This is a genomic window from Actinomyces israelii (genome assembly GCF_030253495.1).
Classification (GTDB): domain Bacteria; phylum Actinomycetota; class Actinomycetes; order Actinomycetales; family Actinomycetaceae; genus Actinomyces; species Actinomyces israelii.
In genome coordinates this window covers 2,496,742-2,511,235 of the sequence record NZ_CP124548.1, presented here as the reverse complement: position 1 = coordinate 2,511,235, position 14,494 = coordinate 2,496,742, and the positions used below count along the sequence as shown (strand labels likewise).

Genomic DNA, 14,494 nt, shown 5'->3' with positions numbered 1-14,494 from the left:
TCGGAGGGGAGGCCCCTCCACCCCACTCTGCTTTTGGAGGTTTCCTATGACATCGTCCGGCTCAGACGGCTCCGCCGAAACGGCTGTCGTAAAACGCGGGCGGCTCATTGGCAAGGGCTGGATCCAGGGCGTCGCCCTGGTCATGCTCTTCGGGTTCACCGTGATGGGCCTGCTGGCCTACCGCACCTACACCGACTCCATGCCCCAGCCAGACAGGGTCGTCACCTCCAGCGGCGAGACCCTCTTCACCACCGAGGACATCACCGCGGGGCAGAGGCTCTTCCAGGCCCGCGGCCTCATGGAGTACGGCTCAATCCTCGGTCACGGCGGCTACCTCGGCCAGGACTTCACCGCCGAGTACCTGCGCCTAGAGGCCACCAGCGTCGGGGATCAGCTGGCAGCAGAGGGCGTCGCCGACCCGGCGACCGCCACCAGGGACATGCTCCGGACCAACCGCTACGACCCGTCCACCGGGGTGCTCACCTGGACCGACGAGCAGGTGACCGCCTACAACGAGGCGGTCGCCCACTACACCCGGCTCTTCGGGCCCGAGGCGCACAACCACGGCCTGAAGCCCGATCTCATCACCGATCCCACCGAGGTCAGGCAGGTGACCGCCTTCTTCGGCTGGACCGCCTGGGGCTCAGCCGCCCGGCGCCCGGGCCTGGACTACTCCTACACGAACAACTGGCCCCCGGAGTCCCTGGTGGGCAACGCCCCCACCGGCGACCTCATGATCTGGTCGGTCCTTTCTCTCGTCGTCCTCATCGGCGGTACCGGCGGCATGTTCGCCATCTACGGGCGCTGGAGCCGCAAGATCGGCTGGCGCTCAGAGGAGGCTCCCGGGCTGTCCTTCCGCCAGCCCGGCGAGATCGGCCTGACCCGCTCCCAGCGCGTCATCGCCTGGTTCGTCCTCACCATCGCGGCGCTGTTCGTCGTCCAGACGCTCGTCGGGGCGCTGGCCGAGCACTACCGCGCCGACGTCCTGTCCTTCTTCGGATTCGACCTGGGCAGGATCCTGCCCTACTCGCTGGCGCGCACCTGGCACGTCCAGCTCTCCCTGTTCTGGACCGCTCTGGGCCTGCTGGGAGCCGGCTTGTTCCTCACGCCCTTCATCGCGCGGCGCGAGCCCCGCGGACAGCATGTCCTGGTGTGGATCCTCCTGGTCGCCGCGGCCGCCGTCGTCGTGCTGTCCTGCCTGGCCGAGGCGGCCAGCCAGCACGGCCTGAGCTGGGCCAAGGGGCCCCTGTTCGCCCAGCGGTGGGAGTACCTCGACCTGCCCTTCGTCTTCCAGGTCCTGCTGACCGCCGCCCTGTTCGTATGGGCCTTCATCATCTGGCGGGCCATGCGCGGGCGCCTGCGCAACGAGCACGTCGCCAACATGCCGTGGCTGTTCATGTTCGCGGCCCTGGCCATCCCGGCCTTCTACGCCGTGGGCATGCTGGCGCGCGCCAGCACCCACGTCACGGTCGCCGAGTTCTGGCGCTTCTGGGTGGTGCACCTGTGGGTCGAGGACTTCCTCGAGCTGTTCACCACCGTCATGGTGGCCTACGTCTTCGTGCTGCTCGGCGTGGTCAAGGAGAGGATCGCGCTCGGCATTATCTTCATGGACGTCATCCTGTACTCCGCCGGCGGCGTCATCGGCACCATGCACCACCTGTACTTCTCCGGCACCCCGGTGGAGCACATGGCGCTGGGCGCCTTCTTCTCCGCGGCCGAGGTCATCCCGCTGACCTTCCTGACGGTCGAGGCGTGGGCCTTCATGCAGCTGGGCGCCAACCGCCACGGCAGGGAGGCCAAGCCCTTCCCGCACCGGTGGGCGGTGATGCACCTGGTCGCCGTGGGCTTCTGGAACTTCCTGGGCGCGGGCGTCTTCGGCTTCCTGGTCAATCTGCCGATCGTCTCCTACTACGAGATCGGCACCGCGCTGACCGCCAACCACGCCCACGCCTCCATGATGGGCGTCTACGGCTTCATGGCGTTGGGCCTGGGCATGTTCGCGCTGCGCTACCTGGTCCCGGCCGACATGTGGCCCGAGAGGCTCGCCAAGACCTCCTTCTGGAGCCTGAACATCGGCCTGGCGTGGATGTGCTTCGCGACCCTGCTGCCCCTGGGCATCCTCCAGCTGCGCTACTCCGTGGGCACCGGCTACTACGAGGCGCGCGAGCTGACCTATGTGACCAATACCGTCAACACGCTCATCGAGTGGGGGCGCTTGCCCGGCGACCTCATCTTCATTCTCGGCGGCGCGCTGCCCTACCTGTACATCGCCTTCCTGGGGGCCAGGAGCTGGCGGCGTGGCAGGACGGTGGAGACCTTCGGCGAGGACGCGCTCTACGAGGAGATCTCCGCCACGCCCAGGGCCGCCTGGCGCGGCGAGCGCACGGTGCTGGACGACTGATGCCCGACGACGTCGATGTGTGGCTGGTGGCCGCCTACGCGCTGGTCCTGCTGGGCGCCGCGTGGACCGTGGACGTCCTCGGCTCGCGCAGCGCCCGGCGCTCGATGAGCTGGCGCCACGCCGACTTCGTCTATCACGACGACGTCGACGGCTGGCGCTGCCACGAGGACCAGTGGTTGTGGCCCGCGGCCTTCGACCCGGACAAGCGCGTCATCCGCTACGAGGGGGCTCACGCCGTCTGCGGGCGGTGCCCCTCGAAGAGCACCTGCTCACCCGTGCCCGGGCCCCGGGAGATCACCAGGCCGGTGGATCCCTGGCCCTACTCGGAGACGGGCCGCTTCCACCGCGGCCTGGCCCTGGTGATCGCCTGTGTAGGCGCCTTCCTGTCGATCCTCATGATGGTCCTGTTCCACAGTCCCGACGACCTGATGGTCCTGGGCACCACTCTCGCGATCGTCGTCGCCGGCGCCTGTCCGCTGGCCCGTCACCTGTGGACCACTCCCGACAACGCCCCCGATGCGCTGGCGCACCTCGGCTCCGCCGAGCACGAGGCCCCCGACGCCGCCCGGCGCGCCGCCGGTCGGGCCCCGGTGGCGATCGGCACCGGGCCGACCGGCTCCGCCGGCTACCGTTCCGTGCGTGAGGCCGCCGAGGCGATCGCCCGGGCCCGGGCCGCCGCCTCGGCAGGGGCCGGCGCGCCCGCGAGAAGCGGAAATCCCGCCGGCGCCTCGCCCGACGCTGTCGCCCCCGTGCCCGACGAGCCCCCGCTGCGGCGGGTGGCGGCACTGCGCACGCGCAAGCGCCTCAGGCCCGATGGCCCTGGCCCCTCTCGCGACGATCCGTCCGGCGCCGCGGACGGGCTCCCCGCGCGCGGCGGAGCACGGCGCACCCGGGCGTCAGCCTGGCGCGACACCACCGCTCCCGATACCCGGACCGCCTCCGCCACCTCCACGAAAGGCAGCCGATGAGCCTGACCGTTCTCGTTTCCGCGACCGCGATCCTTCTGCTGCTCGTGGTCCTGCTCTCCGCCAGGATCGTCAGCCAGTACGAGCGCGGCATCGTCTTCCGCCTGGGGCGCCTACGGCCCGTCTACGGGCCGGGCCTGCACCTGGTCGTGCCCCTTGTCGAGCGCATGGTCAAGGTGGACACCCGCGTGGTCACCCTGACCATCCCGCCCCAGGAGGTCATCACCGAGGACAATGTCCCGGCCCGTGTCAACGCCGTCGTCCTGTTCAACGTCGTGGACCCGGTCAAGGCCGTCATGGCGGTGGAGAACTATGCGATCGCCACCTCCCAGATCGCCCAGACGACCCTGCGCAGCGTGCTGGGGCGTGTCGATCTCGACACGGTTCTGGCCCACCGCAGCGCCCTGAACGCCGACCTGCGCGACATTATCGAGGACCAGACCAGGCCCTGGGGCGTGGACGTGGGCGTCGTGGAGATCAAGGACGTTGAGATCCCCGAGCAGATGCAGCGCGCCATGGCCCGCGGCGCCGAAGCCGAGCGCGAGCGGCGCGCCAAGGTGATCAATGCCCGCGGCGAGCTTCAGGCCTCCGAGGAGCTTCGCCAGGCCGCGGACACCCTGTCGAGGTCGCCCGCCTCCCTCCAGCTGCGCTACCTCCAGACCCTGCTCGAGCTTGGGGCCGACCAGAACTCCACGGTCGTCTTTCCTCTGCCCATGGATCTCATCGGCCCGCTCATGGACCGGTTCAGCGGGCTGCCGTGCCCTGGAACCTCGGAGTCTCCGGTGCGGGGCTCCGACGAGCACCCCACAGCGCCGGTGGCGGATGACGACGGCGGTGTCGATGAGGACGTCGTTGAGCCGCCGGAGGGCGGTGCGGAAGGCTGAAGACGCGCGGGGTGATCACTGTCCGGGGCACAGCGGTGCCAGGCCGGCGCCCCGAACCGATCTCGAGCCGGAATACGACCGAACTCGGGGAAGGGGACTGCCGGGGCCGTGAGGGGCAGGGGGCGGGCGCGCTCCCCGCCCGGCCCGGCATGCGCCCTGCTGCCAGGAGCCGCCAGGAGCCGCCAGGAGCCGCTAGGAGTAGCTGTGACGCAGGTCCGCCGGGAATCCCGTCAGCAGGTCGTCGGCTGAGAGCGCGACCGTCCGGTCCGGCATGATGCTTGGCGGCAGGGCGTTGCCCCAGGCCCTGCTGCACATGGCGATGAGGCGGTCGCCGTCGATGAGCTCGGCACCCACCTGGCCCGCGTAATCGATCGCGTCCTGGGAGAACGCACTCGTCGTGACCACCACCATCCTGTCCGCCCTCTCGACCGCGTTGGCGCCCTGAAGCTTCTGGATCACAGGCCTTCCCACGCGGTGGGAGCGGTCGTAGCACTTGCACTCCACGATGTAGGTCCACCCCTCCCGGCTCATCCGCAGGTCGACACCGCCGTCGCGCACGGGGGGAGTGGTCTCCACCCGGAAGCCGAAGGACCGGAACAGGTCGGCGCAGAAGCGCTCGAAGTCGGTGGGGCGGGAGGCGAATGCAGAGATCAGACTGTCAATGCTCACGGCGTTGTGCCGCGCCCGGCGGCTGGAGCTCGTGGCCTCCCTCTTGCGCTGCTCATGAGCGGACTCGGCGACGACCACCCCGGCGCCGCGCACGGCGAGCACCAGGTCGTAGAGGGCGAAGACGTCCTGGCAGCTGATTCTCCATCGGCCCACCTCCAGGACGGACCAGTGGTTGATCACCGCATTGTCCGACCGGCGCCGGTCCCGCGTCCCGTCCTTCTTGGCGTATCTCCACGTGGGATATGCCAGCAGGAACGCGCCGATGTCGCGATGCGTCTTCGCGCGCCTCACACGGAAGCCTCTGTGGATCCGCACCCCGAGCTCCTTGCCGACGCACCTGCGCAGGAGCGCCCGATAGAGCCACGTGAGGGCCTTGACGATCACCCCGACGGCAACGAGGCCGACAACTGAGGCGACTGCTGCCCTCACCGCCGACTCGGAGAACCAGTCTGGAAGGACGGCGTCCATCTCAACTCCTTGATACTCAGATACTCAGATACTCATTCGATCTGGGCGACTCCGGCGTCGCCGAGGAAACCGCCGCACGAGGGCGGCGTCACAGCCGCTTCGTGCCTTTGTGCGGCCGTGCCCGTGTGCTTACGTCTGGGACTCGGCCCGGGCGGGACCCCGGGTGCGAGGGCGGCGGGCCGTCTGGTGCACGGCGTCGGCCACGAAGATGACCACGGCCGCCCACACCAGCGCCATGGCCGCCCAACGGGCCGGTGGGATGGCCTCGCGGAAGACCGCCCACGCCAGGATGAACTGGATGATCGGGGCGATGTACTGGCTCATCCCCACCACGTTCAGCGGCACCCGGCGCGTCCCGGCGGCGAACAGCAGCAGCGGCACCGCCGTGACCGGTCCGGCTGCGAGGAGCAGGGCGCCCAGCAGCGCCCCGGCGTGCGGGCCCTGCCAGGCGGACTGCCCCTGCCAGGCCAGCCGGCCCAGGTAGGCCACCGCCGCGGGGCACACCACGGCGCTCTCCGCCGTCAGCCCGGTCAGCGCATCGACCTGCGGCCCGATCCGCTTCTTGACCAGGCCGTACAGGCCGAAGGACAGCGCCAGGGCCAGGGAGACCCACGGCAGGGAGCCCTGCAGCACCACCAGCAGCGCGACGGCGGTCGTCGCCAGGCCGATGGAGACGCGGTGGACGGGGCGCAGTCGCTCGCGCAGCACCAGGGCGGCCAGGGCCACCGTCACCAGCGGGTTGATGAAGTAGCCCAGGGCGGCGTCGGCGGTCCGGCCGGTGTTGATGCCGTAGACGTAGATGAGCCAGTTGACCGACACCAGCAGGCCCGAGACCGTCAGCGCCCCCAGCAGCCGGGCCGAGCGCAGGATGCGGCGCAGGCGCCCCCATCGGCGTCGTACGGTCACGAGCCCCAGGCAGGTGACCAGGGTCCACACGATGCGGTGCCCGATGATCTCCACGCTTCCCGCGTCCGCCAGCAGGCGGAAGTACAGGGGGAAGACGCCCCACAGCGTGTAGCAGCCCAGAACCAGTGCGATCCCGGCACCCGACGGCTGCTGCACCGCTGCGCGCGCCGACGCCGGGGCGGGCTCGGGCGCGTCGGGGGAGGGGGCCATGGCGTGATCCGTTCGCGGTCGGGGATGACGGCGGCACCGGTTCTGCCCCGGTCGGCCGCACCGCGTAGCATAGTGAGGCGCGTTGCCGCGCGCTCGGACGGCTTGCGGCGCGAGAGGTCTCTTTCTCATCACCTTCGCCCGCACTGCCGAATTCCGGGAATCTCGACGATTCCGATCGATCTCACGCAGAGGAGCCCGCCATGGCCGACGCCGCCCGCGCCCGCAAGGTCGCCGACCGCATCCACGAGACCGTCGCCCGTCTCCTGCAGGGGCGCATCAAGGACCCGCGCCTGGGATTCGTCACCATTACCGACGTGCGCGTCACCGGCGACCTCCAGCAGGCCACGATCTTCTACACCGTCTACGGCAGCGACAAGGACCGTCGGGACAGCGCCGCCGCCCTGAGCTCGGCCAAGGGGCTGATCCGCTCCGAGGTGGGCAGGGCCCTCGGCATCCGCCTGACGCCCTCGATCGCCTTCCAGCTCGACGCCCTGCCCACGCAGGCCAGGTCCTTCGACGACGCCCTGGCCCGGGCCCGCGCCAGGGACGAGGAGATCGCCCGCGCCCACGCCGGCGCCGCCTACGCCGCCGGCGCCGACCCCTACAGGCGCGGCACCGAGCCCGACGGCGAGGACCGCAGCGCCGAGGCGCCCGCGGCCGAGCAGGCCGGGCCCGCGGCACCCGATGGGGCGGGGGCGTGAGGCCGCCGCGTCCCGACGCGCCCCGGGGCTCCGTGACGGCCCGCGACGGCATCCTCCTGGTCGACAAGCCGGCGGGCCCGACCAGCCACGACGTCGTCGCCCTGACCCGGCGCCTGGCCGCCACCCGCAAGGTCGGCCACGCCGGCACCCTCGACCCCATGGCCACGGGGCTGCTCGTCCTGGGGGTCGGCCGCGCCACCAGGCTGCTGACCCACCTCGTCGGCGCCGACAAGACCTATGAGGCGACCGTGCGCCTGGGCCAGGACACCCTCACCGAGGACGCCGAGGGGGAGGTGACCGCCGCCCGCGGGTGCCCGGCCCCCGACTCCTGGCCCGGGGGCCGGGCCGCCTTCGCCCGGAGCCTGGAGGACGCGCTGCGCGCCCTGACGGGGGAGATCATGCAGGTGCCCAGCGCCGTGTCCGCCATCAGGGTGGACGGCGTGCGCTCCTACAGGCGGGTGCGCGGGGGCGAGGACGTCGCCCTGCCCGCCCGCAGCGTCACTATCCGCGCCCTGACGCTCACCGGCGCCCCGGCGGGCGCGTGCGCCGACGACGGCACCAGGGTCGTCGACCTGCCCCTGCGCGTGTCGTGCTCCTCGGGCACCTACGTGCGCGCGCTGGCCAGGGACCTCGGCGCCGCGCTGGGCACCGGGGCCCACCTGACCGCGCTGCGCCGCACGCGCGTGGGCCCGTTCCGCGTCGAGCAGGCCCGCGGCCTCGACGCCCTGGCCGCCGAGGTGACCGCGGACTCCTGCCGCCCGCAGCCCGTGGGCCTGACCACGCTGTCGCTGAGCTCGGTGGCCAGGCGCTGCTTCCCCGCCGTCGAGCTCGACGAGGCCGAGTCCGTCGCGCTCGGCCACGGGCAGACCCTGCCCGCCGGCGTCCTCGATCGCGCCGTACGCGCGCCCCGACCGTCGGGAGACGGCGCCGAGCCGCGGGCGGATGCTGCCGGGGGCTCCGGCGGCCACGGCGCCGTGACCGCCGGGTTCGCCCCGGGCGGGGACGTCGTGGCACTGTTGGCCCGCGAGGGCGGACGCGCGCGTCCCGTCCTCGTGCTCGCCCCGGCCCGAGGGCCGCGATGAGGACGGACCGCAACCCCTGCAGGAGACACGAGACGCGATGGACCAGATCACGAGCCGGACCGCGAGCGGATGCGGCTGCGACGGCCACGACGCCGGCGGTCCCCGGGAGCAGAACCCGGCCGCCCGGGGCCGGGAGGGCGGAGCCTCCTCGGGAGTCGTGCCGGGCCGCAGGACCGGCAACCTGCTGGGGCTGAGGGACGTCTCGGCCCCGGCGCCCGGAGGCTGCGGCTGCGGCGGCCACCAGCACTGAAACAGCGCTCGATCAGCACTGAGCCGGTACTGAAACAGCACTGAGCCGCACCGCGACGCAGTCGTCACGGGCCCGGGCCGGGGCGCCGGCAGAGGGCGCCGTCAGACCGACCGGCGCTGAAGGGCCTGGGAGACCGTGGCCAGACGCTGGGAGGCCTGTGCCTCCCGGTACCCGCCCAGCGCGAGGTCCTCCACGACGCCGCCGTCGACGAGCAGCAGCACCCGGTCGGCGCGGGCCGCGACCTGGGCGTCGTGGGTGACCACCACCAGGGTCGTGCCCGAGGCGTGGACCTCCCCGAGCAGGTCGAGGATCTGGGCGGCGGTGGCGGAGTTGAGCGCCCCGGTGGGCTCGTCGGCGAAGACGATGCCGGGCTCGTTGATGAGGGCGCGGCAGATCCCGGCCCGCTGGAGCTGACCGCCGGAGACCTCGGTGATATCGCTGCCGGCCAGCTCGGAGATGCCCATTCGCTCCATGAGCCCCCGGCCCTGGGCCTCCACCTCCCGGCGCGGGCGCAGTCCGGCCAGGAAGCCCGGCAGGACGATGTTGTCCAGCAGGCACAGCGTGGCCAGAAGGTGGGCCTGCTGGAAGACGAAGCCGAAGCGCGACAGGCGCAGTGCGGCCAGCTCGCGCTCGCTCAGGGCGGCGATGTCGGTGTCTCCCAGGAGCACTGAGCCGCCGGAGGGCCGGTCCATGCCGCTCAGGCAGTGCAGGAGCGTGGACTTGCCCGAGCCGGAGGGCCCCATGATGGCGACGAACTGGCCGTCCTCGATATCGAGGTCGAGGCCCTCCAGGACAGGGGCGTCGTAGCTCTTGGCCAGGGAGCGGGCCCGCAGGGCGGGGCGAGCGCCGGCGGAGGCCGCTGCGGATGTTGCGGATGGTGCGGCGGCAGCGCTGCTAGAGGTCATGGGAGTCTCCTTAACTGCTCGTGGGCTGCTCGTGGGCTGCTCGGTCTACTCTGGGGTGCCCGGGGGCGTGGCGGGCAGACGGCGCAGGGCCAGGGCGACGGCGCCGGTGACGGTGGCGACCAGCGCGGCGGGCAGGACCAGCCCCACCAGCCACGGGCGCGGCAGGAGCACCATGTTCGGTGCTCCGCGCGAGCCCAGGACCGCCCCGATGGCCGTCTCGCCCAGGGTGGATGCCAGCAGGAGGCCCAGGGCGGTCCCTGCCAGGGCGAGGACGCCGAAGCGTGTGAGGTACTGCCCGGCGACGGCGCGCCGCGTGCATCCCAGGGCCCGCAGCACGCCCACCTGGCGCCTCTGCCGGGACAGGACCAGGACCGCGAAGAGGACGGTGATGAGGAAGGACAGCCCCAGCGCGACGGTGCAGGCCATGGCGGCGATGGTGCGGACCTGGGAGGTGGTGGCCCCGAAGAACTGGGAGGTGTAGTCGCTCATGGCGGTGACCTGGACGCCCGGAAGACCCCGGTGCAGATCATTGGCGACGGCGGCCTCCTGGCTCTTGTCCTGCATGTCGGCGTAGATGATCTGCCACAGGGCGGGGGCGCCGTCGTCGAAGGTGGCCTTGGCGGTGCTCCCGTTGTTGGTGACGTCCTGGTAGACGCCCGTGACCGTCAGGTCCCTGTCCCCCTGGGAGGTGCTCACGGTGACGGTCGAGCCCACCTCGGAGCCCGTCGCCCTGGCCTGGTTGTAGGACAGGGAGACCTCGTCCTGTCCGGTGGGGGCGCGTCCGGACATGTACTTCATGGGGAAGGCGCCGTGGTCGCCGATGTCGATGAGCACCGACTCCCAGTCCCCGCCGGGCGCGCGCATCTTGTAGCTGCGGCGCAGCACGGTGGCGTACTTGGCGATGCGGTCATCGGCGGTCAGGGCGCTCTCCGCGGCGGCCAGGTCCTGGGTGCCGGTGCGCACGTCGATGCGCAGGTCCGTCTCGCCCACGCCCAGATAGGTGGCGATACGGGGGTCCTCCAGGGTGGTGGCGACGTTGACCGGCAGCACCATGGTGAAGGTGCACAGCGCAAGGATGCCGAGCAGCAGGGCGTTGGAGGGGCGCAGCGCCTCGCGCACCCCGAGCCACTGCTGGACGGGCATGCGCCGGGAGGCTGCCAGGCGCCACCGGTGGCGGCGCCTGCGCAGGGCGCCGCTGGTCCCGGCCCGCAGGGCCTGGACGGCGGAGATCCTGTCCAGGCGCCGCAGTGTGGCCCAGGTGAAGCCGACAATGGTCCCGGCCAGCCCCACCACCATGACGATGGGCAGGCCCACGCTCCAGACGGTGGTGGGGGGCGTGCCCAGGTAGAGCAGGGCCGGGGCCCCCAGCGCTGAGGCCAGGGGCAGTCCGGCCGCGTAGCCCACCGCCGCCCCCGCCAGAGTCAGCGCCAGGTACTTGAGCAGGTAGAGGCGGCGTATCCGGTGCTGCGGGGCGCCGATCGCCTTGAGCATCGCGATCTGGGCCAGGTCGGCCTCGATGGCGGCGAGTACCGTGTAGCGCAGGGCGAGCATGGCCACCACCGCCAGCATGAGCGCCACGATCAGGGCGACCGCCGCGATGAGCATGGTGCTCAGGGCGTTCATGAGCAGGACCATGGAGGAGTCCACACTGATGCCCGTGCTGGGCAGGCCCGCCTCCTTGTAGGCGTCGATGACGGCGCGCGGACGGGCCGAGTCGGCCAGGGTGAACTCGATGAGGTACTCGGGATCGCTGATGTGCTCCTCCAGGGAGGCGAAGTCCTCCGGGCTGACCACCAGGCGCTTGGAGGGGACCATGGGCGCGTTCATCTGCGAGTCCCGCAGGAAGCCCATCACCTCCAGATCCATCTGCCAGTCGCCGGCGTCCACGGTGATCGTGTCACCGACGTCGGCCGTGCCCGCCGCCCGGTAGTGGATCGGCAGCGCCACCTGGCCCGGGCCCGGGTGGATCGGGTTGCCGTCCTCGTCCAGCAGCAGGTCGATGCGCTGCGGGGCAGTGACGAAGGCGGGCTCCTGGTAGGAGTCGGCCTGGCTGGCACCGTTGATCCACAGCTCCTGGCGCGGCGCCGGCAGGGTCTTGATGACCTCGTGGTCGGTGATCTCGCTGCGAGTGGCCGCCCAGCCGTCGATCTCCCGGGGGCTGACCTGGCCGGTGTGCATCTGAATCAGGTCCGGCGCCTTGGCCCGCTGCGAGAGCCGGTTCGTCGCGGATGTGGTGTCCACGATGAGGGAGGTGCTGGCCGACACCAGCGTGGCGGCCAGGGCGATCAGGGCGGTGAGGGTCGCGGCCACGACGGCGCTGCGCGCCAGGTCCGCCTTCAGGAGCCGGGTCAGCACGGGACCTCCTTCCGGGAGCGGGCCGCCGTCCCCGCGGCGTCGCCCCCGGTCCCCGCCCCGGCGGCGTCGGGCGTCTGCGGGGTCTGCCGCCCGTCGGAGAGGGCGGAGGGGGCCAGGGCCCGGCGCCGGACGTGGATGAGGGCCGCCAGGCACACGGTGGCCGCGCCCGCCAGGGCCACCAGCGCGGCGGCGCCCCGCCCCGCCCCGGTGCCGATCACCGCCCCCAGGCTCGGAGCCAGGGCCCCGTCGGGTGTCAGGAGGGGCTGGAGGACGCGGTCGGCCAGGGGGCCGGCGCTCATGTAGGCCAGGAGGTACCCCAGCTGGGAGACCAGGCTGATCGTCCCCCAGGCCCGGGCCTGGTGGTCGTCGTCGATGCTCAGGCGCACGAGGGTCTCCGCCCCGGCGTTGCACAGCGCCAGGCAGGCGAAGACGGCGAAGCCGGTGACCGCCGCCCACCAGGGCCAGGTGCGCAGGGACAGGAGCACCATGGCGACGCCCGCGCCCGCCGTCCCCAGGCTCAGCAGCGTCGTGGGCCGCAGGCGCGCCAGGACGGTGACCAGGCCTGCGCCGGCCAGGATCCCGACGGCGGCCACGGTCTCCAGGCGGCCCATGGCCGCCGTGCCCACGTGGGGCAGCATGATGGGCTTGAGCAGCACCTGCAGCGTCCCGATGGCCAGGGTCACGAAGGTCATGTGCGCCACCAGGCCGCGCACGGCGGGCCGCGCCGTCACCGCCCGCCAGCCGCCCAGGAGGTGGGCGACCGGAGCCTCGGCATCCCGGTCGCCGGAGCCCCGACGCCCCACGGCGCGCATAACGACGACCGAGCAGGCCACGGTCACCAGGCAGGTCGAGGCGTCCAGGACCAGCAGCCCCCGCAGTCCCACCAGGGGCAGGAGAAGACCGGCCAGCAGCGGGGACAGCAGGTAGCGGGCGGAGGAGGCGGCCTGCAGCAGGCCGGCGCTGCGCACGTAGTCCTCCTCGTCGACCAGGTCGCTCACGGAGGCGCGCAGGGCGGGCTCGGTCAGGGCGGCCAGGCAGGAGGAGGCCGCCACGCCCGCCAGGACGTGGCCGAGCCGAGGCGCGGGCGCGCTCAGGGCGACGACGACGGCTCCCAGCCCGAGCACGGAGCCGCCGTCGCCGATCACCATGATGAGCCTGCGGTCGAACCGGTCGGCCAGGGCGCCGGCCACCGGGGCCAGCAGGACGATCGGGGCGAAGGCGCACAGCTGGACCAGAGCCACGGCCGAGGCGCTGCCGTAGACGGCGTAGGCGAAGATCGCCAGGCCGAAGGCGGTCAGCCCGCTGCCCACCGAGTTGACGAGGGCGCCGATCAGCAGCAGTCGAAGATGCTCCATGACTCACTCTCCAAGTTCTAGACCGACCGTCGGTCTGGTATGAGGCTAGCGCCTCCCCAGAGCGCGGTCAACTCCGTCTGTGCGCGCCCGTGGCGCGCACCGCCCGGCCCCTCCGCCGGTTCCCTCCGGCCCGGCCTCCGGTGCGATCCGGCTCGCCCGCGGCGGGCGGCTCGCGCGGCGCGACCCGATCGTGGCAGGGTTGACCCGCAAGAGCGGCGGCCGCGCCCGCCGAGTGGATCGAGAACAGGATTGTCCGCAGTGGAGATCTGGTACGGCTCCGGGCAGGTGCCCGCGAGGCTGAGGGATCCGCAGGGACCCGGGACGGTTGTCACCGTCGGCATATTCGACGGCGTCCACCGCGGGCACCAGGCCATCCTCGCCCGCGTCGTCGAACGCGCCAGACAGATGACCCGCCCCGGCGGCGAGCGCCCGCTGGCGGTGGCCGTCACCTTCGACCCGCACCCGGTGCTGGTTCACCGGCCCGAGACCCACCTGCCCATGGTCGCCTCCCTGACGGACCGGCTCGCGGCCCTGGCCGCCACCGGCCTGGACGCGGTCCTCGTGGTCTACTACACCCTCAGCTTCGCCGACCAGAGCCCCGAGGAGTTCGTGCGCACCTGGCTGGAGGGGCTGCTCGGGGCGCGGGCGGTCGTCGTCGGTGACGACGTGCGCTTCGGGCGCGGCAACAGCGGCGACGCGGCGCTGCTGGAGCGGATCTGCCGCGCCGACGGCCTCGAGGCGGAGATCCTCGACGACGTGCGCTCGCCCTCGGGGCGCCGCTGGTCGTCCACCTGGGTGCGCGAGCTCCTCGAGGCGGGGGACATGCGCGGCGCCGCCGAGGTCCTCGGGCGCGCCCACCGCCTGCGCGGCACCGTCGTCCGCGGGCGGTGGCGCGGCCGCGAGCTGGGCTTCCCCACCGCCAACCTGGATGCGGCCAGCGCGGGCGTGGTCCCGCCCGACGGCGTCTACGCCGGCTGGCTCGTGCGCTCGCCGAGCGCCGCGGCCCCGCCCGGCTCACGGGACCGGGCGCGGCGCGAGCGGCGGCTGCCGGCCGCGATCTCCATCGGCACCAACCCCACGTTCGACGACGTGCCTCGGCGCACCGTCGAGGCGCACGTGCTGGGGCGAGCCGACCTCGACCTGTACGGGGAGGTCGTCGCCATCGAGCTCGTCGAGCTGCTGCGCCCCATGCGCGCATTCGACGGCCGAGAGCCGCTCATGACCCAGATGCGTCAGGACGTCGTCGATGCCGCTCACGTGCTGGCGGTGCCGGTTCCCGGGCCGATCCGCCCCGAGGACGTCACGGCCGGCCGATGAGGGCCGGCCGAGCGCGGCGGGCGGCG

12 protein-coding genes are annotated in these 14,494 nt (G+C 72.6%); 7 read left to right on the top strand and 5 right to left on the bottom strand.

The window, feature by feature from the left end:
* Window positions 1–46: 46 nt before the first annotated feature.
* From AIF0345_RS10415 to AIF0345_RS10405, 3 genes are read left to right on the top strand one after another with little or no spacing between them, the layout of a single operon-like run.
* Entirely contained in the window at window positions 47–2,401 is a 2,355-nt protein-coding gene (locus tag AIF0345_RS10415; RefSeq protein WP_285296119.1) for a nitric-oxide reductase large subunit, read from the top strand.
* Entirely contained in the window at window positions 2,398–3,369 is a 972-nt protein-coding gene (locus tag AIF0345_RS10410) for a hypothetical protein (RefSeq protein WP_285297929.1), read from the top strand. The genes AIF0345_RS10415 and AIF0345_RS10410 overlap by 4 nt, the downstream gene beginning before the upstream one ends.
* Window positions 3,366–4,250, top strand: a complete 885-nt coding sequence (locus AIF0345_RS10405; protein WP_285296118.1) for a slipin family protein — start codon at window positions 3,366–3,368, stop codon at window positions 4,248–4,250. Before AIF0345_RS10410 ends, AIF0345_RS10405 begins: the two co-directional genes overlap by 4 nt.
* 192 nt (window positions 4,251–4,442) lie before the next feature.
* Here the strand turns inward: AIF0345_RS10405 and AIF0345_RS10400 are convergent, their stop codons facing one another.
* A complete protein-coding gene (locus AIF0345_RS10400; RefSeq protein ID WP_285296117.1) occupies window positions 4,443–5,387 on the bottom strand; it encodes a restriction endonuclease in 945 nt (314 codons plus the stop codon).
* 129 nt (window positions 5,388–5,516) lie between these two features.
* Window positions 5,517–6,503 carry an EamA family transporter RarD gene (rarD, locus tag AIF0345_RS10395; RefSeq protein ID WP_285296116.1) on the bottom strand — a complete coding sequence of 329 codons (987 nt, stop codon included), beginning with the start codon at window positions 6,501–6,503 and terminating at the stop codon, window positions 5,517–5,519.
* 200 nt (window positions 6,504–6,703) lie between these two features.
* Between rarD and rbfA the strand changes: the two genes are divergently transcribed.
* From rbfA to AIF0345_RS10380, 3 genes are read left to right on the top strand one after another with little or no spacing between them, the layout of a single operon-like run.
* Window positions 6,704–7,204: a 30S ribosome-binding factor RbfA gene (gene rbfA, locus AIF0345_RS10390; RefSeq protein WP_285296115.1), complete on the top strand. Its 501-nt coding sequence runs from the start codon at window positions 6,704–6,706 to the stop codon at window positions 7,202–7,204.
* On the top strand, window positions 7,201–8,286 hold the full coding sequence (truB, locus tag AIF0345_RS10385; RefSeq protein WP_285296114.1) for a tRNA pseudouridine(55) synthase TruB: 1,086 nt from the start codon (window positions 7,201–7,203) through the stop codon (window positions 8,284–8,286). The genes rbfA and truB overlap by 4 nt, the downstream gene beginning before the upstream one ends.
* A gap of 37 nt (window positions 8,287–8,323) precedes the next feature.
* Window positions 8,324–8,536: a hypothetical protein gene (locus AIF0345_RS10380; RefSeq protein ID WP_043560754.1), complete on the top strand. Its 213-nt coding sequence runs from the start codon at window positions 8,324–8,326 to the stop codon at window positions 8,534–8,536.
* 101 nt (window positions 8,537–8,637) lie between these two features.
* Here AIF0345_RS10380 and AIF0345_RS10375 read toward each other — a convergent pair whose 3' ends face one another.
* Genes AIF0345_RS10375 through AIF0345_RS10365 form a run of 3 tightly spaced genes read right to left on the bottom strand, consistent with a single transcriptional unit; the run spans window position 8,638 to window position 13,151 of the window.
* Window positions 8,638–9,441: an ABC transporter ATP-binding protein gene (locus tag AIF0345_RS10375; RefSeq protein ID WP_285296113.1), complete on the bottom strand. Its 804-nt coding sequence runs from the start codon at window positions 9,439–9,441 to the stop codon at window positions 8,638–8,640.
* Between the two features lie 45 nt (window positions 9,442–9,486).
* Window positions 9,487–11,796, bottom strand: a complete 2,310-nt coding sequence (locus tag AIF0345_RS10370) for an FtsX-like permease family protein (RefSeq protein ID WP_285296112.1) — start codon at window positions 11,794–11,796, stop codon at window positions 9,487–9,489.
* The gene (locus tag AIF0345_RS10365; protein WP_285296111.1) at window positions 11,790–13,151 is read right to left on the bottom strand and encodes an MFS transporter; all 1,362 of its coding nucleotides are present in this window, start codon (window positions 13,149–13,151) and stop codon (window positions 11,790–11,792) included. Before AIF0345_RS10365 ends, AIF0345_RS10370 begins: the two co-directional genes overlap by 7 nt.
* A 258-nt stretch (window positions 13,152–13,409) precedes the next feature.
* Here AIF0345_RS10365 and AIF0345_RS10360 point away from each other — a divergent pair, with 258 nt between their 5' ends.
* Window positions 13,410–14,468, top strand: a complete 1,059-nt coding sequence (locus tag AIF0345_RS10360; RefSeq protein ID WP_285296110.1) for a bifunctional riboflavin kinase/FAD synthetase — start codon at window positions 13,410–13,412, stop codon at window positions 14,466–14,468.
* Window positions 14,469–14,494: the final 26 nt, after the last annotated feature.

Coding starts and splice junctions, on each gene's coding strand:
- AIF0345_RS10415 (WP_285296119.1), top strand. CDS start 47: ATGACATCGTCCGGCTCAGACGGCTCCGCCGAAACGGCTGTCGTAAAA.
- AIF0345_RS10405 (WP_285296118.1), top strand. CDS start 3,366: ATGAGCCTGACCGTTCTCGTTTCCGCGACCGCGATCCTTCTGCTGCTC.
- AIF0345_RS10400 (WP_285296117.1), bottom strand. CDS start 5,387: ATGGACGCCGTCCTTCCAGACTGGTTCTCCGAGTCGGCGGTGAGGGCA.
- rarD (WP_285296116.1), bottom strand. CDS start 6,503: ATGGCCCCCTCCCCCGACGCGCCCGAGCCCGCCCCGGCGTCGGCGCGC.
- rbfA (WP_285296115.1), top strand. CDS start 6,704: ATGGCCGACGCCGCCCGCGCCCGCAAGGTCGCCGACCGCATCCACGAG.
- AIF0345_RS10380 (WP_043560754.1), top strand. CDS start 8,324: ATGGACCAGATCACGAGCCGGACCGCGAGCGGATGCGGCTGCGACGGC.
- AIF0345_RS10375 (WP_285296113.1), bottom strand. CDS start 9,441: ATGACCTCTAGCAGCGCTGCCGCCGCACCATCCGCAACATCCGCAGCG.
- AIF0345_RS10365 (WP_285296111.1), bottom strand. CDS start 13,151: ATGGAGCATCTTCGACTGCTGCTGATCGGCGCCCTCGTCAACTCGGTG.